18 protein-coding genes and 1 pseudogene are annotated in these 21095 nt (G+C 65.5%); 4 read left to right on the top strand and 15 right to left on the bottom strand.

Features of this window, described 5'->3' with window-relative positions:
- The 8 genes from Q0R16_RS19215 to Q0R16_RS19180 form a co-directional block, all read right to left on the bottom strand.
- Positions 1-198: RES domain-containing protein (locus tag Q0R16_RS19215; protein WP_295640173.1), on the bottom strand; the 198-nt coding region annotated here is incomplete at its 3' end.
- Positions 195-1742: a cysteine--tRNA ligase gene (cysS, locus tag Q0R16_RS19210; protein ID WP_295640170.1), complete on the bottom strand. Its 1548-nt coding sequence runs from the start codon at positions 1740-1742 to the stop codon at positions 195-197. The genes Q0R16_RS19215 and cysS, both read right to left, overlap by 4 nt.
- Positions 1743-1791: 49 nt before the next feature.
- Positions 1792-2547, bottom strand: a complete 756-nt coding sequence (locus Q0R16_RS19205; RefSeq protein WP_295640166.1) for a hypothetical protein — start codon at positions 2545-2547, stop codon at positions 1792-1794.
- Complete coding sequence (locus tag Q0R16_RS19200) at positions 2534-4588, bottom strand: adenylate/guanylate cyclase domain-containing protein (protein WP_295640163.1); 2055 nt, start codon at positions 4586-4588, stop codon at positions 2534-2536. The genes Q0R16_RS19205 and Q0R16_RS19200 overlap by 14 nt, the downstream gene beginning before the upstream one ends.
- 233 nt (positions 4589-4821) lie before the next feature.
- Positions 4822-5493, bottom strand: coding sequence for a nitroreductase (locus Q0R16_RS19195; protein ID WP_295640160.1), 672 nt, complete (start codon positions 5491-5493; stop codon positions 4822-4824).
- The gene (gene cobT, locus Q0R16_RS19190; protein WP_295640157.1) at positions 5490-7316 is read right to left on the bottom strand and encodes a cobaltochelatase subunit CobT; all 1827 of its coding nucleotides are present in this window, start codon (positions 7314-7316) and stop codon (positions 5490-5492) included. Before cobT ends, Q0R16_RS19195 begins: the two co-directional genes overlap by 4 nt.
- Positions 7317-7373: 57 nt before the next feature.
- Positions 7374-8027 (bottom strand): fructose-6-phosphate aldolase, encoded by a 654-nt coding sequence (fsa, locus tag Q0R16_RS19185; protein WP_295640154.1) that lies wholly within the window; start codon positions 8025-8027, stop codon positions 7374-7376.
- Positions 8028-8090: 63 nt separating this feature from the next.
- Positions 8091-8771 carry a DUF4197 family protein gene (locus tag Q0R16_RS19180; RefSeq protein WP_295640151.1) on the bottom strand — a complete coding sequence of 227 codons (681 nt, stop codon included), beginning with the start codon at positions 8769-8771 and terminating at the stop codon, positions 8091-8093.
- An 88-nt stretch (positions 8772-8859) separates the two neighbouring features.
- On the opposite strand from Q0R16_RS19180, the gene Q0R16_RS19175 reads away from it, so the two are divergent.
- Positions 8860-11025: a primosomal protein N' gene (locus tag Q0R16_RS19175; RefSeq protein ID WP_295640176.1), complete on the top strand. Its 2166-nt coding sequence runs from the start codon at positions 8860-8862 to the stop codon at positions 11023-11025.
- 591 nt (positions 11026-11616) lie between these two features.
- Here the strand turns inward: Q0R16_RS19175 and Q0R16_RS19170 are convergent.
- The 4 genes from Q0R16_RS19170 to Q0R16_RS19155 all read right to left on the bottom strand — a co-directional run bounded on the left by Q0R16_RS19170 (position 11617) and on the right by Q0R16_RS19155 (position 15325).
- Positions 11617-12462 carry a type II CAAX endopeptidase family protein gene (locus tag Q0R16_RS19170; RefSeq protein ID WP_295640149.1) on the bottom strand — a complete coding sequence of 282 codons (846 nt, stop codon included), beginning with the start codon at positions 12460-12462 and terminating at the stop codon, positions 11617-11619.
- Between the two features lie 161 nt (positions 12463-12623).
- On the bottom strand, positions 12624-13592 hold the full coding sequence (locus Q0R16_RS19165) for an adenylate/guanylate cyclase domain-containing protein (protein ID WP_295640146.1): 969 nt from the start codon (positions 13590-13592) through the stop codon (positions 12624-12626).
- Positions 13593-13748: 156 nt separating this feature from the next.
- Positions 13749-14846, bottom strand: coding sequence for a bifunctional transcriptional activator/DNA repair enzyme AdaA (locus Q0R16_RS19160; RefSeq protein ID WP_295640143.1), 1098 nt, complete (start codon positions 14844-14846; stop codon positions 13749-13751).
- The gene (locus Q0R16_RS19155) at positions 14843-15325 is read right to left on the bottom strand and encodes a DUF1203 domain-containing protein (protein ID WP_295640140.1); all 483 of its coding nucleotides are present in this window, start codon (positions 15323-15325) and stop codon (positions 14843-14845) included. The genes Q0R16_RS19160 and Q0R16_RS19155 overlap by 4 nt, the downstream gene beginning before the upstream one ends.
- Before the next feature lie 813 nt (positions 15326-16138).
- On the opposite strand from Q0R16_RS19155, the gene Q0R16_RS19150 reads away from it, so the two are divergent.
- Positions 16139-17680, top strand: a complete 1542-nt coding sequence (locus Q0R16_RS19150) for a serine protease (protein ID WP_295640137.1) — start codon at positions 16139-16141, stop codon at positions 17678-17680.
- A 6-nt stretch (positions 17681-17686) separates the two neighbouring features.
- Here the strand turns inward: Q0R16_RS19150 and Q0R16_RS19145 are convergent, their stop codons facing one another.
- The 3 genes from Q0R16_RS19145 to Q0R16_RS19135 form a co-directional block, all read right to left on the bottom strand.
- Complete coding sequence (locus tag Q0R16_RS19145) at positions 17687-18025, bottom strand: hypothetical protein (protein WP_295640134.1); 339 nt, start codon at positions 18023-18025, stop codon at positions 17687-17689.
- A gap of 95 nt (positions 18026-18120) precedes the next feature.
- Complete coding sequence (locus tag Q0R16_RS19140; protein WP_295640131.1) at positions 18121-18948, bottom strand: TauD/TfdA family dioxygenase; 828 nt, start codon at positions 18946-18948, stop codon at positions 18121-18123.
- A 54-nt stretch (positions 18949-19002) separates the two neighbouring features.
- Positions 19003-19689 carry a dienelactone hydrolase family protein gene (locus tag Q0R16_RS19135; protein ID WP_295640128.1) on the bottom strand — a complete coding sequence of 229 codons (687 nt, stop codon included), beginning with the start codon at positions 19687-19689 and terminating at the stop codon, positions 19003-19005.
- A gap of 160 nt (positions 19690-19849) precedes the next feature.
- On the opposite strand from Q0R16_RS19135, the gene Q0R16_RS19130 reads away from it, so the two are divergent.
- Positions 19850-20404 (top strand): F0F1 ATP synthase subunit delta, encoded by a 555-nt coding sequence (locus tag Q0R16_RS19130; RefSeq protein WP_295640125.1) that lies wholly within the window; start codon positions 19850-19852, stop codon positions 20402-20404.
- A 56-nt stretch (positions 20405-20460) separates the two neighbouring features.
- Positions 20461-21095: pseudogene (locus tag Q0R16_RS19125) on the top strand (F0F1 ATP synthase subunit alpha); the annotation flags it as partial.

The following is a 21095-nucleotide window of genomic DNA, read 5'->3' as shown; positions in this document are numbered from 1 at the left end:
GACGTCCACCCAGCCGAGGCGATAGTCGTCGCGATCATCGGCCGCGTGATAGCGCAGCGCCACCAACACCGCGAGCCCCGCCTCCGACGCCAGCGGCACCACCGCCACACCCGGCGGTGTGTAACGCCCGCCATGCCGCAGAGCGCCCGCGCCATCGAGCGCCTCGTGCCCCGGCCGGACGAGACGCCACAGCCTCACGCCTCCAATTTCCAGTCCCAGCCGAGCGGATCGCCGTCCATGACTTCGACGCCTTGCGCGGCGAGTTCGTCGCGGAGCGCGTCCGATCGGGCGAAATCCTTGGCGGCGCGGGCTTCCTTGCGGGCAGCGAGTGCGGCTTCGATTTCGGGTTCGGTGATGGTGGCGGTGATGGGGCGGATGCGAAGATCGGCACGCGCCAATGTTGCGAGATTCAAACCCAGCAGCGAATCCACTGCATCAACAAATTTAAGCGCTGGCCCTAGTGTCGCTCCTTTTATTGACAGGACTGTATCCAAGGTAACCAGCGCCACGGCCGTATTCAGATCGTCGGAAATGGTCTTATCAATCCCATCGACCTGCGAACGGAAGCCCGCCATAATTTCATCGTCACCCTGAACTTGTTTCAGGGTCCATATCTCCCCACGAGCGGCAGTCTCCGGCTGCGCGATGGATGCTGTAACAAGTTCAGCATGACGGGATTTGAGGACGTCAATCGCCATCACCAACCGCTTCAACCGCACCAACGCCGCCGCCAGCCCTTCCCACGAAAACTCCAGCTCGCTCCGATAATGCGCCTGCAGGCACAGCATCCGGAACGCCAGCGGATGGAACCCGCGATCGACCAGCGCCTGCAACGTCAGGAAATCGCCGCTCGACTTGGACATCTTGCCCCGCCGGTCGATCAGGAAATTGTTGTGCATCCAGATCCGCGCGCCGCTGTCCGGCCCGCAGGCGTGCGCCTGGTTCTGGGCGATCTCGTTGGGATGGTGGATTTCGCGGTGGTCGATCCCGCCGGTGTGGATGTCGAACGGGTGGCCGAGCAGTTCGGCGCTCATCACGCTGCATTCGATGTGCCAGCCCGGCGCGCCGCGGCCCCACGGCGAATCCCATTCCATCTGCCGCGTCTCGCCCGGTGGGGTGGTGCGCCAGATCGCGAAGTCGGCGGCGTGGCGCTTGCCCTCGACCGATTCGATTCGGCCCTCGCCTTCATCGGTGTTTGCGCGCGCCAGCCGGCCGTAATCGGGCACCGTTGTCACATCGAAATAGAGCCCGCCATCCAGCCGGTAGCAGTGCTTGTCCTCGATCGCCTTACCCCATGCGATCATCGCCGCGACATAATCGGTCGCGCGCGGGTGCTGGGGTTTGCGAATGTTGAGCCGCGCCAGATCGGCCTCGAACACCGCCTGGTAATGCCGCGCGATATCCCAGGCCGATTTGCCCTCGCGGCTCGCGGCCTTCTCCATCTTGTCATCGCCCGCGTCGGCGTCGCTGGTCAGGTGGCCGACATCGGTGATGTTGATGACGTGGCTGAGCTTGTAGCCTTTGAAACTCAGCACCCGCCCGAGCGTATCGGCAAACACATAAGCGCGCATGTTGCCGACGTGCTGGTAATTGTAGACCGTCGGCCCGCACGAATAGACACGGGCCTCGGGTGGATCGTTAGCGTCACCTTCGGTTCCGGGGTGAATCGGTTCGAAGGTTTCGAGGCTGCGCGTCAGGCTGTTGAACAGCTTGAGCGGTGCGGGGGAGGCGGTATCGGACATGCTCCGCGCCTTGCCGCGCCAAGCCGGGCGCGGTCAAGGCGCGAGATGTTTACTGCGCCGTCGCCGCCTGGCTGGCGATCACGTCCAATTGCGCGTTGCAGCCCTTTTCCGCCAGCATCGAGGCCACCTGCATCTGGTCCGCCGGCATGGCCGCCAGCTTCTTCAGCGTGATCGTGGAATTGACCGTTACCGGCCCGGTAAACACATACGTCTGCCCGTCGACCACCGGAATATCAGCATTCGGCCACAATTTGAGCGCGCTGCCGGCCTTCCACGAAACCGGGATCGTCTTGCCGTTGGCGCCCAGCTTGCCGGTGATCGCATCGGCGCGGTTCGGGCGCCACAGCACCAGCGATGCCGGATCGGCCACGCAATAGGTGCCGCCCTTGGTCACGTCGATCGCCCAGATATTGTCGGGAGCGGTCGGCGCCTCGAGGCCCACCGGCGCGCCGCGCACGGCCCCGGTGCGCGCGCGCGATCCGCCGCCGACCATCATGTTGGCCATCACCGACCCGCCACCGCGTTCCACCGCGCCGTTGAGCGTGAAGTTGCCCGGGCCGGACAGGACACGCGAACCGGCCTTGTCGATCACCGTCACCTTGTCGCCCGGCTTGAGGCTGACGCTGGCGTTGGCCGGCAGCTTCTTGCCTTGCGGATACTGCGCTGCCGAAGGCCCGGTCGAACGCACCACGATCGCTTGCGCCAGCGCACCACCAGCCAGCGCCAATGCACCGAAAGCCGCCGCACCGGCGATCAAAAGCTTGAGCCGTTTCGAGTTAGCCGCCCGAGTTTCAACCAAGGACATAACTCTCTCCTTTGTGTGTCTGCTGCAAGCGCTGCAACAGATTGATTATGGCATCGTCTTTAACAGATTCCGGCATTGTGTCTGTGAGTGTCTGCACAAGCGCTGAATTGCCTTCGTCGTGCGCCGAAATGATGGCCGCGCTGATCGCCTTTTCGGCATCGGACATATCGGGCACCGGTTCGAACACTTCGACCGGGGTGGCGCGGCCGCGCAAGTTGATCCGGCCCATCGGGCGGAACCAGTCGAGCCCCGTCCGCTCCATGGCCTCACGGCTGACCAGCACCTTGGTATCGAGCGGCTTGTTCGCGCCCTCCAGACGCGCGGCGGTGTTCATGGCATCGCCCAGCGCCGTGTACTGGATGCGCCCCTCGCCGCCGAAGTTGCCGACGATGGCCTCGCCATAATGCACGCCCACGCGGGTGCGGCCGATCTTCGGCACGCCTGCGGGCGCGGCCTTGCGGAATTCCTCGCCCGCCAGGTACATCGCGTAAGCCGCCTTGACCGCACGCTCGCCGTCATCCGGGTAAGCGATCGGCGCACCCCAGAATGCCACCACAGCATCGCCCACGAACTTGTCGAGCGTGCCGCCATATTGCAGCACGACCGCCGACAGCCGATCGAGATAATCGTTGAGCAGCCGCGCGATCATCTCTGGCTCGACCGCGTGAGTCAGCTTGGTGAAGCCTTCCAGATCGCTGAACATCGCGAAAATCTCGCGCTTTTCGCCGTGCAGCATCAGCCGTTCGGGGTTCTTCATGATCTCGGACGCGACCGAGCGCGGCAGGTACTTGCCCAGCGCACCTTGCGCGAATTCGCGTTGCGCCGCGTTGATCGCGCGCAGCGCCGAACTCACCGCGGTGAACGCGATCAGCCAACCGACCACCCACCCCACCGAGGGCACACCCAGCGTGTTGAACCCGGCGCGCTGGAGCAGGAACGGCACCGCCAGGAACGCCGCGAATTGCACGATCACGCCGAGCGCCAGCAGCGCGGTGCGCATCTTCGCCGATGCCGTGGCCACGCCCAGCAGTACCGCCAACGCCGCCGCCAGCCACAGCACGGCAGCCGGAATCGCTGGCGGAAGCTTGTGATCGAGCACTTGCGCCAGCATGTTGGCATGGACCTCGACCCCGATCATGCGGCGCTCGCCCGTCACCGGATTCCCCGTCCGCGTGAACGGCGTATCGAATTGGTCGAAGTCGGAAAAATCTCCGCCGATCAGGATGTAGCGACCCTTGATCGTATCGGCCATCAGCCCCGCGCTGTCGGGATCGGCCAGAAGGTCGATCGGCAGCTTGTCGAACACCGGGCGATCCTTCGCGGTCGGCACGCGGAAGCGGATCGGCCCGAGGTAATGATCGAAGCGATGATCGGCATCGGCGCCCTGCTTCGCGGTCATCGACATCGCCAGCACCGGCGGAAGCCCGTCATACTGGTGCGGCCAGCGCCGCGCGACCGCATCGGCATCGGTTTCGAGCAGGATGCTCATCGGACCGACCACCGGCGTGCGAACGGTGTCGATATACTTCCTCAGGTCCTGTTCCTGCTCGAAGGTGATCGCGTCTGGGTTGGTCTTGTTGTTGGCAAACGCCAGGAACACCGGGGTCTTCATCGCCTTCAGCGTCGCTTGCAGCAGCACGTCGTCGGCTTGCGGCGAATCGAACAGGATATCGATACCCACGCCCTTGGCGCCCAGCTTGTCGATCTGTTCGAGCGCCTTGGCCAGGATCGTGCGGTCGACCGGCGAGATCTTGCCCGTCTTGCGGTTGGTGTCGGCGGTGTAGACCACCAGCGCGACGCGCTTGTCGGTATCGGTGGCGGGCGCGAACAGGCTGGCGCGAACGTCGTAAAGGCCGTCTTCGGCATCGTGGAGCAGCGGGATCTTCCAGCTCACCCCGGCCGCGAACAACGCGACAACCAGCAGCACCGCCGCCACGGCAACGCGTTGCGCGCCCAGTTGCCGCAGCAAACGCCGAAACCGCTCGATCCTGCCGTCGGGTACTTCGCGTTCCGAATTACGGCTTGCGCCCTGCTCCGCCATTTTTCGCCAAATCCCCCTGCCCGCGCGCAAGCACGGCCATAAGCCCCGTCAGATCAGCGACCATCCTGCCAGCCCGCGCTTGGTCGCGCGGTGCCATTGCGCACACATACGGTTGCCAGGGCTGCCTGCCAACGGCTTATGCTACCACCATGCGTTGTCGCACCTGTGGCGCCGGAAACCTTGCCAAAGCCTCAATTGCGGCAGCCGCAGAAACCCCTGCGACCGGTCCGGCGTCAGAACCCTTCGAACCGGGCAACCTGGTCGATCGGCACCCGCGCCACCGGAAACCGGTTGACCGCCGCCTCGCGATCGCCCCAGCCGATCGCCACGCCGCAGAAGAAGATGTGATGCTCGGGCAGTTCGACCACTTCGCGGATGTGCTTTTGATACACCGCCCAGGCCTCCTGCGCGCAGGAATCGAGCCCTTCCTCGCGCAGCAGCAGCAGCACCGTCTGCAACCACATGCCGATGTCCGACCATTGCGGCAGCCCCATGTAGCGCGGGGTGTGCACCAGCATCAGCACCGGCGCCCCGAACGCACGGAAGTTGTTGCGGAACACCTCCATCCGCCGCGCCTTGTCCTCGCGCGGGATCTCGAGCGCAGCATACATCGCCTCGCCCACACCGAACCGGCTGGTGCTGTAGCGGCCTTCGAGTTCGGCCGGATAGATCGGATATTCAGCCGAATAGGCAGCCAGCCCTTCGGGAATCGCCCCCGCAACGTGATCGAGCAGTTTCGCCAGCGGATCACCCGCCAGCACCGTCACGTTCCAAGGCTGGGTATTGCCCCCCGACGGAGAATTCTGCGCCTTTTCAAGCACGCGGGTCAGCACCGCCAGATCGACCGGCTTGTCGAGAAACGCGCGGATCGAACGCCGGCTGGCGACGGCTTCGGAAACGTTCATCGCTTGTCCTCTTCCTCGAACAGCCCGGCAAGCTGCTCGATGATGATCCCGCCCAACTGTTCGGCATCCATGATCGTCACCGCGCGGCGATAGTATCGTGTGACGTCGTGCCCGATGCCGATCGCCACCAATTGCACCGGCGATTGCTGCTCGATCCAGTCGATCACGCGGCGCAGATGCGTTTCGAGATAGCCGGCGTTGTTCACCGACAGCGTGCTGTCATCGACCGGCGCGCCGTCCGAAATGACCATCAGGATGCGGCGATCTTCCTGCCGCCCCAGCAGCCTGTTATGCGCCCAAAGCAGCGCCTCGCCGTCGATGTTTTCCTTGAGCAGCCCCTCGCGCATCATCAGCCCAAGGTTTTTCCGCGCGCGGCGCCACGGTTCGTCGGCCTTCTTGTAAACGATGTGGCGCAAGTCGTTCAGCCGCCCCGGGTGCGCCGGCTTGCCGCCCGCCAGCCACGATTCGCGCGATTGGCCGCCCTTCCACGCACGCGTGGTGAAGCCCAGCACCTCGGTCTTGACCCCGCAGCGTTCGAGCGTGCGCGCCAAAATGTCCGCGCTGATCGCCGCGATCGAAATCGGCCGCCCGCGCATCGATCCCGAATTGTCGATCAGCAGCGTGACCACGGTGTCCTTGAACTTCACCTCGCGTTCGATCTTGTACGACAGCGAATGGCCCGGAGAAACCACCACCCGCGCCAGCCGCGCGGCATCGAGCAGGCCTTCTTCCTGATCGAAGTCCCAACTGCGGTTCTGCTGCGCCATCAAACGTCGCTGCAACCGGTTTGCAAGCCGAGTGACAACGCCCTGCAACCCCTTCAACTGCGCATCGAGATAAGCGCGCAGCCGGGTCAGCTCGTCCTCGTCGCACAAGTCCGCCGCGCTGACGACTTCGTCGAACTGCGTGGTGAAAGCCTTGTAGTCGAAGTTGTCGGGCAGATCGGTCCACGGGCGGTTGGGGCGCGTGGGGAGCATCCCTTCCTCGCCCTCGTCAGCCATGTCGGCATCGGCCGAATCGTCGGGGCGTTCGGTTTCGACTTCACCGTCCGAATCCTCGTCGCCCTCGGCGTTTTCGCCCGCGGCTTCGCTGGGCTGGCTGTCGTCGGACGAATCCTGCGTCTCGTCCTCGCCTTCGTCGTCCTGGTCGCCCTCGTCGGTGTCGTCGTCCAAATCGGTGGGCGGGGGCGCATCGGTGGGCTTGGTCAGGTCGAGATGCTGGAGCATCTGCAACATCGCCGCCTGGAACGCCGCCTGATCATCGAGCTTGCCCGACAGCGCCTCGAAATCGCCGTCGGCGCGCTCGGATATAAAGTCGCGCAGCAAGGCCGCACCCGCCGCCGCCTTGGCCGGGATCGGCTGCCCGGTCAGCCGTTCTCGCAACAACAGCGCCAGCGCGGCATCCATCGGCACTTCGTCCGCAGACCCGGCGCGCGTGATCGGATCGCCCGCAACCCGCGCGGTCAGCGCCGCGTCGAGATTGCCGCGAATCCCCGCATAATCGCGCGAACCCAGCGCCTCGAACCGCACTTGCTCCACCGCATCGTAGCACGCCCGCGCGACCGCTTCCGCAGGAAGCCCACGAGAATGGAGCGCGGCGTTATGGTGCCGGACGCGCAGCGCCATTGAATCCGCCGCACCACGCGCTTCGGCCACCGCCTCGCGCGGCAATTGCCGGCCTGGCATCGGCACGCGGAACGATCCGCCCGATTGCGCCGGCGCATCGGCGGTCCACGCCACTTCGATCTCGGGCTCGCGCGCAATCGCGCGCGATGAGCCGGTGAGTACGGAACGGAAACGGTCGAGGGGGGATTCGTCACGCATCAGTCACGCCTAGACGCAAGATGGACCCTGAAACAAGTTCAGGGTGACGATTCTCAATTAGCCGATGCTTTGCCCGGTCTTTGCCCAATCGGCCATGAAGCCCTCGATGCCCTTGTCGGTCAGCACGTGCTTGACCAAAGCGCGGATCACCGCGGGCGGCGCGGTCATCACGTCGGCGCCGATCTTGGCGGCTTCGTAAACGTGCATCACGTGGCGCACGCTTGCCACCAGGATCTGCGTTTCAAACGCATAGTTGTCGTAGATCAGGCGGATATCGCTGATCAGCTCCATCCCATCGTAGCCATTATCGTCGTGCCGGCCGACGAACGGCGAAACGAAGGTCGCCCCCGCCTTGGCCGCGAGCAACGCCTGGTTGGCCGAAAAACACAGCGTGACGTTGACCATCGTGCCCTCGCCCGTCAGCGCCTTGCAGGTCTTCAGCCCGTCGAGCGTCAGCGGCACCTTGATGCAGACGTTGCTGGCGATCTTGCGCAGGATTTCAGCCTCGCGCATCATCCCGGCGTGATCGAGCGCGACCACTTCGGCACTGACCGGACCATCGACCAGCCCGCAGATCTCGCGCGTCACCTCGATGAAATCGCGCCCCGACTTGGCGATCAGCGAGGGGTTGGTGGTCACCCCATCGAGCAGGCCGGTGGCGGCGAGATCGGCAATATCGGCAGTGTCGGCGGTGTCGGCGAAGAATTTCATGGCGCGGGTTCCCGGCTGGGGTGAGTGATTCCGCGCCGCTATAGGGACACGCCAGACCGCGCGCTACCTTCCGAACAGCCGGATCAGCACCGGATCGTTGGTGGCACGCGGATCGGCCCGGATCGCGGCTTCCTGCCGGCCGATCTCGCGCCAGATCGCGGCATCGGCCTGGTGCGCGAGATCGTCGGCGATCGCGCCCAGGTCCACGCCGGTCAGCGCGATGATCAGTTCGCTCAACAGCGGGTCGTTGGCGGCGTGGAGCAAGTTGCCGAATTCGGGCACCAGGATCGAAACGAGGTAATCGCCCATCTCCTGATGCAACCGATCGGTCGCGGCCGAGGGGCTACCGTGGAGAATTGCCATGGTATCGCGGATGCCGATGCGGTAGACAGCATCGGCCACGGCGGGCGCAGCGCGATAGGCAGCGCGGCTGGCCATGTCGTTGAAACTGCGCATCAGCCGGTCGCGCATCGCGTTCGAACGCACCAGGCGGTCGGCAATCTGCCCGCCGCGCCCTTCGAACTGGCGCGGCAAGTTGAGCCGCGCGACCTGGTTGTCATAGAACCCGCCGGGCGCGATCAACTGCGCGAAAGCGCGGTCAGCCGAGACCTGCATCAGCCGCCGGATGGCCTCCAGCACGTCGAAATAGCCCGGCTGGGTGGCGCACCCGCTCGCCGCGAGCAGTGCGGTGAGGGCCGCGCCGGTCACGAACACGCGGCGGCTGGGGGTGATGGATGACTGCATGGGCGGTTTCCTTCAGCTTCTTGCACGGCAGGCTTTGCCCGCTCTCGCTTGTCCCTATATCGGCGGCAAGATGAACCGCGCCCAACCTCTGTCACGCGTCCGCTGCGTGGTCTTCAACGCCGCGCTGGGCGTGCTCGATTACCGTGTACCGGCCGGAATGGACGTGGAGCCGGGCAGCGTGGTGGTCGCCCCGCTCGGGCCGCGGCAGATCATGGGCGTGGTGTGGGACGAAGGTCGCCTGCCCGGCGCCGATTTTCCCGAGAGCAAGCTGCGCCCGCTGCTGGCGGTGATGCCCGTGCCGCCGCTCGCCGCGCCCTTGAGGCGGCTGATCGAATGGTGCGCCGATTACTACATGGCGCCGCTGTCCTCGGTCGCGCGGATGGCGCTGTCGAGCGGCGCGGCGTTGCGTGGCGGCGGCACTCTGACCGAATACCGGCTGACCGGAGCCGAGCCCGCAAGGCTCACCCCGCAGCGAAAGGCCGCGATCGAAAAGCTGGAAGGCCAGCAAGGCACGATCCGCGAATTGGCCGCCATCGCGAGCGTGTCCGACGCCGTGCTGCGCGGAATGGCGGGCGCGGGGCTGCTCGAAGCGGTGCAAGTCGACAGCGACCGCCCCTTCCCCCACGCCGATCCCGATTTCGCCACGCCCACGCTGAGCGACGACCAGCAAGCCGCCGCCGACCAGTTCGTCGATGCGGTCCGCGCCGAGGCATTCGCTCCCTTCCTGCTCGACGGCGTGACCGGATCGGGCAAGACCGAAGCCTATTGCGAGGCCATCGCCGAATGCTTGCGCAAGGGCCGGCAAGTGTTGGTGCTGCTCCCCGAAATCGCGCTGACCGAGACGTTTCTGGCCCGTTTCGAGGCTCGCTTCGGCGCGCCACCGGTGACCTGGCATTCCTCGCTCAAGTCGTCCGAACGCCGCCGGGCTTGGCGCGCAGTCGCTGGCGGCACCGCGCAAGTCGTCATCGGCGCGCGCTCCGCATTGTTTCTGCCCTTCGCCAAGCTCGGCCTGATCGTGGTCGATGAAGCGCACGAGATCAGCTTCAAGCAGGACGACGGCGTGCGCTACAACGCGCGCGACGTGGCGGTGATGCGCGCGCGGTTCGAAGGCGTGCCGGTGATCCTCGCCAGCGCCACACCCGCGCTCGAATCGCTGCAAATGGCCGAGAACGGCACGTATACCCGCGTGGTCATGGCCGATCGCTTCGGCGGGGCGACAATGCCCGAAGTGTCGATCCTAAACCTCACCGAACACCCGCCCGAACGCGGCCGCTGGCTCGCCCCGCCGCTGGTCGAGGCGTTGAAGGACCGGCTGGCCAAGGGCGAGCAATCGCTGCTGTTCCTCAACCGCCGCGGCTATGCGCCTCTGACGCTGTGCCGCCATTGCGGATATAGGTTCAAATGCGCGAACTGCTCGGCCTGGCTGGTCGAACACCGGCTGTCGCGGCGGCTGGCGTGCCACCATTGCGGGCACGAACAGCCCACGCCCGACAAGTGCCCCGAATGCGGCCAGCCCGATTGCCTGGTCGCCTGCGGGCCGGGGGTGGAGCGCATCGCCGACGAGGTAGCCGAAATCCTGCCGCAAGCGCGCGTGGCGATCGTCACGTCGGACACGCTGACCAGCCCGGCCAAGGCGGCGGAATTCGTGGCGATGGCGCAAGGCGGCGCGATCGACGTGATCGTCGGCACGCAACTCGTCACCAAGGGTTACCACTTCCCCGAACTGACGCTGGTGGGCGTGGTCGATGCCGACATGGGGCTGGAAGGCGGCGACTTGCGCGCGGCCGAGCGCACCTACCAGCAAGTCGCCCAAGTCGCCGGCCGCGCCGGCCGCGCCAGCAAGCCCGGCGAAGTGCTGATCCAGACCCGCCACCCAACGGCCGCCGTCATCGCCGCGCTGGCCAGCGGCGACCGCGATGCGTTTTACGCCGCCGAAACCGAAGCCCGCCGCAGCGCCGGTGCCCCGCCGTTCGGGCGCTGGGCGGCGATCATCGTCAGCTCCGAAGACGAAGCCGAAGCCCGCACCGCCGCGCGCGAAATCGGCGCCACCGCGCCGCGGTTGCCTGATCTCGCGGTGCTCGGCCCCGCGCCTGCCCCGCTATCGCTGCTGCGAGGGCGGTATCGCTATCGGTTGCTGGTGAATGCCCGGCGGTCGAGCGAGGTGCAGCGCGTGATCCGGGAGTGGCTGGAGCCGCTGCGGTTTCCGCAAGGGGTGCGGGTCGGGGTGGATATCGATCCGTATAGTTTTGTTTGAGGGGCTGGTGCCCGGTCGCTGCCCACCCCCAGCCCCTCCCGCAAGCGGGCAGGGAGTCAGACTTTCCCCGCCCGCTTGCGGGAGGGGCGCGAGACTTGCTGAGCCGAAGGCGAAGTTAGTCGCAGCAGGGTGGGCTGTTTTTGAAAAGGTTGCGTTGATTAGCCTTGGATGAAAGTTCGGCGCCCAACCCGTCGAGCGTCTGCTTCTCTCAACCTGTAGCATTCCGCGCAAAGAATATCGATACCACCGGGCACTTCCACTTGGTCTTCGACCCAGATTCCGCCGTGAGTTTGTAGATATTCGTTGCATGTATCGCACCACGCGTCCCGCAGATCATCATGCCCTTCGGAAGCGCCTGAAACGAACCCCGCCGTCTTCGGACGACGCTGTCCGGTGATGTGCCGGCAGACGTAAGTTATAGGTTGCTCACCATGTTCCGAACAATCGCAAAAATCTTCGTCCATCACAGCGCCTCAATTTGCTACTGTCATGCTGAACTTGTTTCAGCATCCATTTCACGGTTTGCACTGTCGGAGGATGGGGCACGATGGACCCTGAAACAAGTTCAGGGTGACGAAATCCGGCGGATCACTACCGCGCCCACATCGGCTTGACGAACCGCCCCCGCCGATGCGCCAGCCACAGCAGCACGCAACCCGCCGAAGTCGCCACAACCATCGCCACTGCGCTCGCCTCCAGCCCGAACGCGCCGCCGGTCAGCCAGTCGGGGCCGTGGCGCTGAACGAGCAGCAGGCCCTCGGGCGCCTTGCCACCAGAGACCGGCACGCTGAAGATCCAGCCTTGCGTAAAGTTCCAGCCCGCGTGGAGCCCGATCGCCAGCCACAGCCGCCGGGTCAGCATATAGGCACCGCCGAGCAGGATGCCCGCCTCGAACGCGATCGCCACGGCGGCGAACCACGTCGCGCCGGGGTTCATGATATGCGCAAGGCCGAAGAACGCCGAGGTCACGGCCAGCGCACCCCAGCTTCCGCCCACGCGTTCGACCTGGCGGAACAGGATGCCGCGAAACAGCAGTTCCTCGAAAAAGCCCGTGGCGATGCCCATCGCGATCATGGTCCACAGCCGCCCCACCCCGCGCACGCCGTCGACCTCCAGCCCGCCGAGCAGCGCGGTGACCCCGACCATCGCCGAGAACAGCAGCAGCCCACCCGCGAACCCGGCGCCCGTTTCGCGCGCCGCGCCGGGAAGCGCGAACTCCTCATCCTTGCGCCGTTCGACCCGGCGCTGGAACCATTTGTACAACACCACCGTCAGGCCTACGCAGACAAGCGTGATCAGCACCTGCAACGGCGAATTGCGCAGCGGTTTGTAGCCGGTGGCCGCGATGCCGGTCAGCACGTAAGCCGCCGTGAACAGCACGAACGCGGCCGCCGCGTGCAGCGCGGGATGGCGCAGGATCTTGCCGATTGCCGTCATGTTGGTTGCCCCCATTGTGGGCTGGACCGTCGGAGCATAAGCATGACAGGTCAACCGCGCCGGTCGATCAGGGGGTGGTGCTGGTCGATGGTGTCAGGGTGGTGCTGTGGCGCTGCCCACCCCCAGCCCCTCCCGCAAGCGGGCGGGGAGCCACGAACCTCTTATTCCGCCGCCAGCAGCCCCTCGATGAACCCGCCGATATCGTCGAAGTTCATCGGCACCGCCGGGAACGCCGCGTCATAGCCCTTCAAATCCACCTCGACCACGTTGGTCGGGCAGTAGCGCACGTCGGTCATCGCCTCGAACATGTCGCGCGCGATCAGCACGTCGCAGCCAGCGGCCTTGGTCGCCGTCTCCAGCCGGAAGGCGATGTTGACGGCTTCGCCCATCGCGGTGAAGTCGGCCGAACCCGCGCTGCCGATGTTGCCGATCGAGGCCATGCCGGCATTCAGCCCGCAGCCGAAGCGCAGCGGGTTGGGCGGCTTGTGCTTGCGTTCGGCCACGCGGAAGATGCCCTGGTAGCCGCTCATCACGTCGAAGATCGTGACCATGTCCTTGCGCGTGATCGCATTGGTGGCGTGGACCCACAGCGCCATGATGGCATCGCCGATGAACTTGGTCGACCAGCAGCCCGCCTGGTTGAGGATCGCGCCGGCTTCCTGGAATATCTCGCCCATCATCGCCGCGATCGCGGTTTCGCCCATCGCGGCGGACAAGCCGGTATAGCCGCGCAAGTCGATCACCAGCACGCTGACCAATTGCTGTTCGACCAGGAACTGCGTGCGCCCGGCGTTGGGATCGACCAGTTCCTGCGGATCGGCGGTCTGGATGAATTCCATTACCTGCCGGCCGACCTGGATGATGTCGCCCGACCGCAGCGGGCTGGGCATCGAAATCGGACGGCCGTTGAGGAACGTGCCGTTGGTGCTGCCCAGATCGTTGAGGATGCAGTGGCCGGTGGCGTTGCGGCGGATCATCGCGTGTTCGCGGCTGGCCATGTTGTCGCTGATGACCACGGTGTTCGACGTGGCCCGGCCGAAGCCGCAGATTCCCAGCCGCTCGATCGGAACATCGACCGGACTGCCGTTCACATCATAACGCAGAAATGTATCTGCCGAATCGCCCGTCACAAGACTGCCCCCCACAAGCAATCCCGAAGCTTCATCCTTGCTGCGGACACGCGCCCGCCGGCAGGTGCGACCCTGCTCCGATGATCGCCCCCATTTTGCAGCGATGCGGCGCCGTTGCAACCGCCAATGTGATGTGGATCACACAATCGGGGCGCGTCAGCGTCCCGCAGCGGGATCGCGCTCACGGTTCAGCAACTCGTGCTTGATCGCGCCTTTGCTGTTTTCGCGATCAAGCAGTTCCTGTTTGATCGCCAGCCCATAAGCATAGCCACCCAACGACCCATCGGTGCGGATCACGCGGTGGCACGGGATCAGGACCGAGACGTGATTGGCGCCATTGGCCGATCCCGCCGCGCGCACCGCGTTGGGGCGACCGACCGCGGCGGCAAGTTCGGCATAACTGCGCGTTTCGCCCAAAGGAATGCGCTGCAATTCGCGCCACACCGCTTCCTGGAAGGCGGTGCCCTTCACGTCGATCGGGATATGGCTGAAGTCGCCCGGCGCCTCGACCGCGGCGATCACCTGGGCCAGCAGCGCTGCGAAGTCGGCATCACCCCTGGCCAGGTCGGCATTGGGAAAGCGCGTGCGCAAGTCCTCCCCGGTCTCGTTGAACGACAACCGGCACACGCCCTTTTCGGTCGCAGCAACCAGCATCGCGCCCAAGGTGGTGTCCACCACCGCCCAGCGGATCGTGACGCCCCGCCCACCTGCGGCCCAAGCCGATGGTGTCATACCCATTCTCCCCCCGCTCGCCGCATAGAACCGCGACGGGCCCGAAAACCCCGCCGCATAGATCGCTTCGGTCACGCTTTCGCCCGCGCTCAGCGCTTCGCCGGCGCGGTCGAGCCGCAGCGACCGCGCATACGCGGCGGGCGAAAGACCGGTAGCACGGGTGAACACGCGCTGGAAATGCGCCGGCGAATAGCCCGATTGCGCAGCGAGATCGCCCAAGGGAATGCCCTCCTCCGCAGCACGAATCGCCGCGATGGCACTCAGCACCGCCGCCTCGTCGCGGCTGACTTCGTCGGGCGAGCAGCGCAGGCAGGCGCGCAAGCCCATCGCGCGCGCGCCCGCACCATCGGCGAAAAACCGCACGTTCTCGCGCCGCGGATGCCGCGCCGCGCAACTGGGGCGGCAGTAGATGCCGGTGGTCAGCACCCCGGTCACGAAGCGCCCATCCGCCCGCCGATCGCGCGCCAGCACTGCGCACCAGGCGGCCTCGGGCTCGATCATGGTGGCGGTCTGCGTGTTCATTGCTCCGCCTCCTCGTGGCGTTCGATCCGCGCGGCAAAACAGCCATGCGCGGCGTTGTGCGCATCAATATAGGCGATCGCGGCGTTGTCCAACAGCGCCCGGATCGCGCGATCGGCATCGCCCGGCAGCGCGAGCGTTGCGGCCTTCAGCAATCCGTCGGCCCCGAACCCGCGCAAGGCGATCGGGCGCCCTTCGAACACTGGCGGCGTGGCATCGATCCACGGCCCCGCCCGCTGCACGCCCTTGCGCACATAGATCGCATAGGCGCTGCGGTAGGGCGTCGGCACATCGTGGCTGACGTGGTGGAGCAGGATCAGTTCATCGCCCTCGCGCGCATCCTCAAGGCTGACCCGGCAGGGAAAGCCGCGGCTTGCGCTGGCGGCAACACGCATCGCCCCGCACGCGGCCAATGCGGCATCATCGAGCGCAAACAGCGGGGCGAATGGCGCGGGATCGAGGCCCTCGATCGAATAAGTCATGGCTTGGTCCCTTTCGGTTGCCCCGCCCCGATAGCGGAGAGCCCGAAGGACCGCGTCCCGCGGCTTGCGGTCAAAGCTGGTTAGGGGAGTACTGACCTCGGCGCGCAAGACGCGCGCAATTGCTTTCGGCCGCTTGGCAGCACAGTCGTGCGGAAAGCGGACTTTCCGGATACGACGCAATTGCGGGCGTTCGGAGACCGCCTCAGGTCGTGAGCACCGCCAGCCCCAGCAACCGCTCGGCGCCCCGTGCTTGACACGGGGCTTGGCTAACCTTTCGCATCTCTGCCCGACGACGGACGCTTCGAAGGAAAGCCAAACCCCGCATCAGTGCGGGGCGACGGTCAGAGGACAGGCTTTCCTACATTGGTCTGATGTGCCTTAACCTGCTCGATGATTTCTGGTTTCTCATTGGCGTGTGGCACGGTCATGGCTTCTCCGAGGCGGCAATTCGCTCCGGAATGGAAGGTCACATTTGCGTTGACCGTTCGGCAGGTGTTCGAGCGCACCAGTCAAGGTGACGGTAATGGCTTCGGAACGGGACAAATGCAATATTGGCAAAGACTTGGAGGAGGGCGGCCGCTACCGTCAAGCCGCGCCGAAGGCGTCCCCAAACCCTTGAACGTCACAGAGTTTCACACCCCGTTCCGCGTCAACCACAACCCAGAATTCCCGGCCAAAACACCCGAGATGCAAGGGTCGAATCTTCGGTGGTCGCATTTGCAGGCAAATGCTTCGGCCTTGCCCGCCGCAGGCTCCACTTCCCCTTTCAATCCGCCTTTTTCTTACAGTCCCGATCCTCTACACCCCCGCCCGATGATCCGCTTCCTGACCGCCCTCACCCTGATCCTTGCCGCATTTCTTCCGGTGCAAGCCGGTGCCGACCCTGCCGATATCGGCGCCGCCGCGCGCGGGGTGGTGCGGGTAGTGCTGGTCGATTTCGATGGCACCAATGCCCGGCTGATCGGCCACGGCACTGGGTTTGCGGTCAGCGACAACCAGATCGTCACCAACGCGCACGTGGTCGAAATGGTCGAGAACGACCCGCAACTGGTGATCGGCGTGGTCCCGCCCGAGGGCAAGAAGGGCTACATGGCCAAAGTGGTGGCGGTGTCCAGGGACAAGGACCTGGCGCTGCTGAAACTGGCCGAACCCGGCAGCATCCCCGCGCTCGCGCTTTATCCGGGTATGGTGACCGATGGGTCCGAAGTCACCGCGGTGGGCTATCCCGGCAACGTCGACCTGGCGCAAGGTCTGGGCATGGGCGATCTGGTCGGTCCGCAATCGCCGGTCAAATCGCGCGGCGCGGTTTCGGGCGGGCGCAGCGCGCGCTCGGTCGACACGATCCTGCATACCGCGGCGATCGGTGCGGGCAATTCGGGCGGGCCGCTGCTCGATGGCTGCGGGCGCGTGGTGGGGGTCAATTCATTCGGCACGATCAGCAACAACGGCACCGATTCGGCGTTCTATTTTGCCATTTCGATGCGCGAAGTGCTGCCGTTCCTGCAACGCGCCGGGGTCAAGCCGCACCAGAACGCGATGCCGTGCCGCTCGAACGCCGATTTCGCCGCGCAGCAAAGCCAGCTCAACGCCGGCGACCAGGCCAGATTGGCGGCCAAAGCCGAGGACGATCGCCGCCACGCCGAAAAGGTCCGCCGCGACACCGAACTGAAAGTGCTGGCCGAGCGCGAGAACGGCATGGCGATGGCCGGGGTCGCGCTCGTCGCCGCGCTCGCTGCGGCGGGTGCCGCGTTCGTGTTCGCACAGCGCGGGAACGATCGTGCGATGCGGATTGCCGCGATCGGCGGCGTGGCGCTGCTGTTCGGCGCGGTGGTGCTGTGGCTGGTGCGTCCGCCGCTATCGTCGATCGACGAACGCGCCAAGGATGCGCTGGCGGCACCAAGCCCGTCGGCCAGCGCCACGAAATCCGCCGCCAAGATTGCGGACAACGGAACCGGCAAGATGATCTGCGTGATCGACCCGCAGCGCAGCCGCGTCACCGTATCGGACACGCAGGACATTCCGCTGGAGTTCGACGCCGGCGGCTGCGTCAACACGCGCACGCAATATGGCCTGGGCGCGAACGGCTACAGCCGCGTGCTGGTGCCCCGGCAGGACGAGACCGTCTCGGTCAACGCTTATGATCCGGCCACGCGCACCTTCCGCACCGATCACTACCTGCTCGGCTTCGATACGATGGCCAGGCTGCGCGACGCGCGCGGCAAGTTCAAGGCGCCCGAATGCGGCGCGACCGACGAGGTGGCGCGCAACCTGGCGAATGACGAGCAATCGCTGACGGCGCTGCTGCCGCCCGAACCGCAGGAGCGGCTTTCGTACCATTGCCAGCCGTTGAAGTAGGCGGCTTCAGCGCCCCTTCTTGGCCGTCGTCGCCGTGAAATCGGGGTCCTTGTTCGCCACCCAGTCGACGAACTTGCGCACGGTAGGATTGGCCAGCAAGCCTTCAACGTCCATGCCGTGGCGCTGCAGTTCGGAATTGGTGAAATTGGCGATCAGCGCCTGCTGGCAGATCGGATGCATCGGCACCGTATCGCGCCCGCCGCGGCTTTTGGGCACGGGGTGGTGCTGGACCACGGTCTTGCCCAAAGGCCGCCCGCACAGCCAGCACGGGATCACTGGCGCAGCGACGTCTTCCTCGCTGGGCAAGTGATCGTAGGGATCGCGCTTGGAACTCTTGCGGGCCATGGGTTTGCCTGGGTTGGGTGAGCGTGTCGGGCGCGCTTAGAACGTTGTGACAGGAAGTGCCACAGTGGTGCGAAATCCCGTCGCTGGCGGCCCCTTCACGCCGCTAGCGGCACCCCGCTCAGCGTGATGCGGTGCATGACGCGTTTGTGGCCGTGGTAGTCGTTCATCGCCAGGTGCCAGGTCGAACGGTTGTCCCAGATCGCCACGGTGCCGGGTTGCCAATGCAGCCGGCAGGCGAACTCCGCCCGCGCGCCGACCGAGACAAGGTAGTTGAGCAGCGGCATGCTCTCTTCGCGGGTCCAGCCTTCGAAGTGCAGCGTGAACGCGCCGTTGACGTAGAGCACCTTGCGCCCGGTAACGGGGTGGCGGATCACCACCGGGTGGACCGCGCGGGTGACCTGATCGTGCCCGCGCAAGTCGGCGGCCATGTCGGTCTGGGCGTAATAGCCGTCGGCGCGATAGACATGATCGGCCGAATGAACCGCCTTCAGCGTTTCGAGCGTGGCCTTGAGCCCGTCGGACAGCGAATCGTAAGCCGCCCCCATGCTGGCGAACAATGTGTCGCCGCCGCTGGGAGGCAGTTCGCGGGCCACCAGGATCGAGCCCATCGCGGGCACCTGGTCGTACGAGTGATCGGTGTGCCAGCCGCCGCCGATGTTGGTGGTCTGGTTCTCGGCCTTGCGCACCTCGGCGATCTCGGCGAATTCGCCGTTGACGGGGAAGTAGTTGTTGATGTCGATCCCGCCCCAGCGATTCGCGAAGGCGATGTGCTGCTGCGGGCTGATCGCCTGATCGCGCACCGCAACCACGCCATGCTGGAACACGGCGTCCTTGATCGCGGCCAGATCGGCATCGCTCATTGCGGCAAGATCGACGTCGCTGACCTCGATCCCGACATGCTCGGACATGGCGCTCATCTTCATGGCTCTCTCCCTGTTTTACCGGGGAGACTAACGCAGAAGTGTGGTCGTGCGCAATCAGCCGGCAAGCACCTTGAACAACTGGAGCGTGCGTGCCTTGGCCAGTTCGGCGCTGGGCGGATGATAGTCCTTGCGCCGGTCGGAATTGAAGCCATGGCCGGCTTCGTAGATGAAGATCTGCGCGGTGGGATGCTGCTTTTCGATCAACTTTTCGACAGGCGCGATCTCGACCAGCGAATCGAAGCGCCCGAAATGCGCGATCGTGGCGCAGAGCGGGGCCTCGTCGGCGTAGCGGGTGGCGATGTGTCCACCATAGAAGCACGAGGCGCCCCACACCGCCGGTTCGGTCTGCGCCATCCGCCAGGCGATCGATCCCCCATAGCAGTAACCCATGATGAACAGGGGGCTCTCGAGATGCTGCGCCGCGAACCAGTTGAGGCAATCGCTGGTGTCGGCCAGGCTCTGTTCCATCGGGTGGCGTTCGCGGCCCATCTTGACCGCGGCCTCCCAGTCGGCGCCGCTGTAGCCGGCCTCGAAGCCAGGTTTGGTGCGATCGAACAGCGCGGGCGAGATGACCTCATAGCCTTCCGCCGCATATTCATCGCAGCATTCGCGGATGTGGTCGGTGACGCCGAAAATCTCCTGCACCAGGACCAGGCTGCCCTTGCGATCTCCCACCGGAGCGACGTGCCACACCGGCAAGGCGTGCCCATCGCGCATCGGCACCGATATCCATTCACCCATCGTTGCTCTCCCGCATTGCATCGCGCCTGCGTAACCTGCCTAGCGCGATCTTGCGTCTGCGAACAATCGTTGCTAGGCGCGCCCCCATCTGCGGGGGGTCTGTGCCGATGCGCGCATCCGGTGCCCGATAAGCGAACAAACAACGAGGAAACACCAGCGCGTGGATAATTCCGGCGGCATTACGGCGAGCTTGGCAGGGCGTTACGCCTCAGCATTGTTCGATTTGGCGAGCGAAGCAGGGACCGTCAGCGCGGTCGAGGGTGACCTCGAACGGCTGGATCAGGCGGTTCGCGAATCGGATGATTTCGCGCGGTTGATCCGCAACCCGCAGATCAGCCGCGCAGATGCCGGCAAGGCGATCGAAGCGGTGGCCACGGTGCTCGGCTGCTCGGAACTGACCCGCAATTTTCTGGGCGTGCTGGCAGGCAACCGCCGGCTGGCCTCGCTGCCCGACATGGTGCGCGCATTCTTTGCGATCGCCGCGGCCCAGCGCGGCGAGGTTTCGGCCGAAGTCACGACCGCGCACGCGCTCGATGATACGCAGCTCGCCCAACTGGCCGAAAAGCTCAAGATCCGCGAAGGCCGCTCGGTCAAACTGCGCACCCGCGTCGACCCCGAAATCCTCGGTGGCCTGGTGGTCCGTATCGGCAGCCAGATGATCGACAGCTCGATCCGCACCCGTCTCAATTCCCTGTCGCAGGCGATGAAGGGCTGACGCCCGCTCGCCAAAGACTCAGGGACTAAGAACCCAATTCGATTGAAAGGCTGAAAATGGAAATCCGCGCCGCAGAAATCTCGAAGGTCATCAAGGACCAGATCGCAAGCTTCGGCACCGAGGCCCAGGTCTCGGAAGTCGGCACCGTGCTCTCGGTGGGTGACGGTATCGCCCGCATCCACGGGCTCGACCAGGTCCAGGCGGGCGAAATGGTCGAATTCGCCAACGGCGTGAAGGGCATGGCGCTCAACCTCGAAGCCGACAACGTCGGTGTCGTGATCTTCGGTTCGGACACCGAAATCGGCGAGGGTGACACCGTCAAGCGCACCGGCACCATCGTCGACGTGCCCGTCGGCAAGGGCCTGCTCGGCCGCGTGGTCGATGGCCTCGGCAACCCGATCGACGGCAAGGGTCCGATCATTTCGGACCAGCGCATGCGCGTCGAATCCAAGGCGCCGGGCATCATCCCGCGCCAGTCGGTTCACGAGCCGGTCCAGACCGGACTCAAGGCGCTCGACGCGCTCGTCCCCGTCGGTCGCGGCCAGCGCGAGCTGATCATCGGCGATCGCCAGACCGGCAAGACCGCCGTCGCGCTCGACACCTTCATCAACCAGAAGAAGGCCAACGCCGGCGACGACGAGAGCCAGAAGCTCTACTGCATCTATGTCGCGATCGGGCAGAAGCGCTCGAC

Origin of the sequence: Novosphingobium sp. (genome assembly GCF_025351285.1) — a bacterium.
Classification (GTDB): Bacteria; Pseudomonadota; Alphaproteobacteria; order Sphingomonadales; family Sphingomonadaceae; genus Novosphingobium.
The sequence above is the reverse complement of the archived record's forward strand: the minus strand, read 5'-3'. Positions and strand labels throughout refer to the sequence as shown.

Bases quoted from the DNA above. Each gene is read 5' to 3' on its own strand.
- cysS (WP_295640170.1), bottom strand. From the start codon at position 1,742: ATGTCCGATACCGCCTCCCCCGCACCGCTCAAGCTGTTCAACAGCCTG.
- Q0R16_RS19205 (WP_295640166.1), bottom strand. From the start codon at position 2,547: ATGTCCTTGGTTGAAACTCGGGCGGCTAACTCGAAACGGCTCAAGCTT.
- Q0R16_RS19200 (WP_295640163.1), bottom strand. From the start codon at position 4,588: ATGGCGGAGCAGGGCGCAAGCCGTAATTCGGAACGCGAAGTACCCGAC.
- Q0R16_RS19195 (WP_295640160.1), bottom strand. From the start codon at position 5,493: ATGAACGTTTCCGAAGCCGTCGCCAGCCGGCGTTCGATCCGCGCGTTT.
- cobT (WP_295640157.1), bottom strand. From the start codon at position 7,316: ATGCGTGACGAATCCCCCCTCGACCGTTTCCGTTCCGTACTCACCGGC.
- fsa (WP_295640154.1), bottom strand. From the start codon at position 8,027: ATGAAATTCTTCGCCGACACCGCCGACACTGCCGATATTGCCGATCTC.
- Q0R16_RS19180 (WP_295640151.1), bottom strand. From the start codon at position 8,771: ATGCAGTCATCCATCACCCCCAGCCGCCGCGTGTTCGTGACCGGCGCG.
- Q0R16_RS19170 (WP_295640149.1), bottom strand. From the start codon at position 12,462: ATGACGGCAATCGGCAAGATCCTGCGCCATCCCGCGCTGCACGCGGCG.
- Q0R16_RS19160 (WP_295640143.1), bottom strand. From the start codon at position 14,846: ATGAACACGCAGACCGCCACCATGATCGAGCCCGAGGCCGCCTGGTGC.
- Q0R16_RS19155 (WP_295640140.1), bottom strand. From the start codon at position 15,325: ATGACTTATTCGATCGAGGGCCTCGATCCCGCGCCATTCGCCCCGCTG.
- Q0R16_RS19150 (WP_295640137.1), top strand. From the start codon at position 16,139: ATGATCCGCTTCCTGACCGCCCTCACCCTGATCCTTGCCGCATTTCTT.
- Q0R16_RS19145 (WP_295640134.1), bottom strand. From the start codon at position 18,025: ATGGCCCGCAAGAGTTCCAAGCGCGATCCCTACGATCACTTGCCCAGC.
- Q0R16_RS19140 (WP_295640131.1), bottom strand. From the start codon at position 18,948: ATGAAGATGAGCGCCATGTCCGAGCATGTCGGGATCGAGGTCAGCGAC.
- Q0R16_RS19135 (WP_295640128.1), bottom strand. From the start codon at position 19,689: ATGGGTGAATGGATATCGGTGCCGATGCGCGATGGGCACGCCTTGCCG.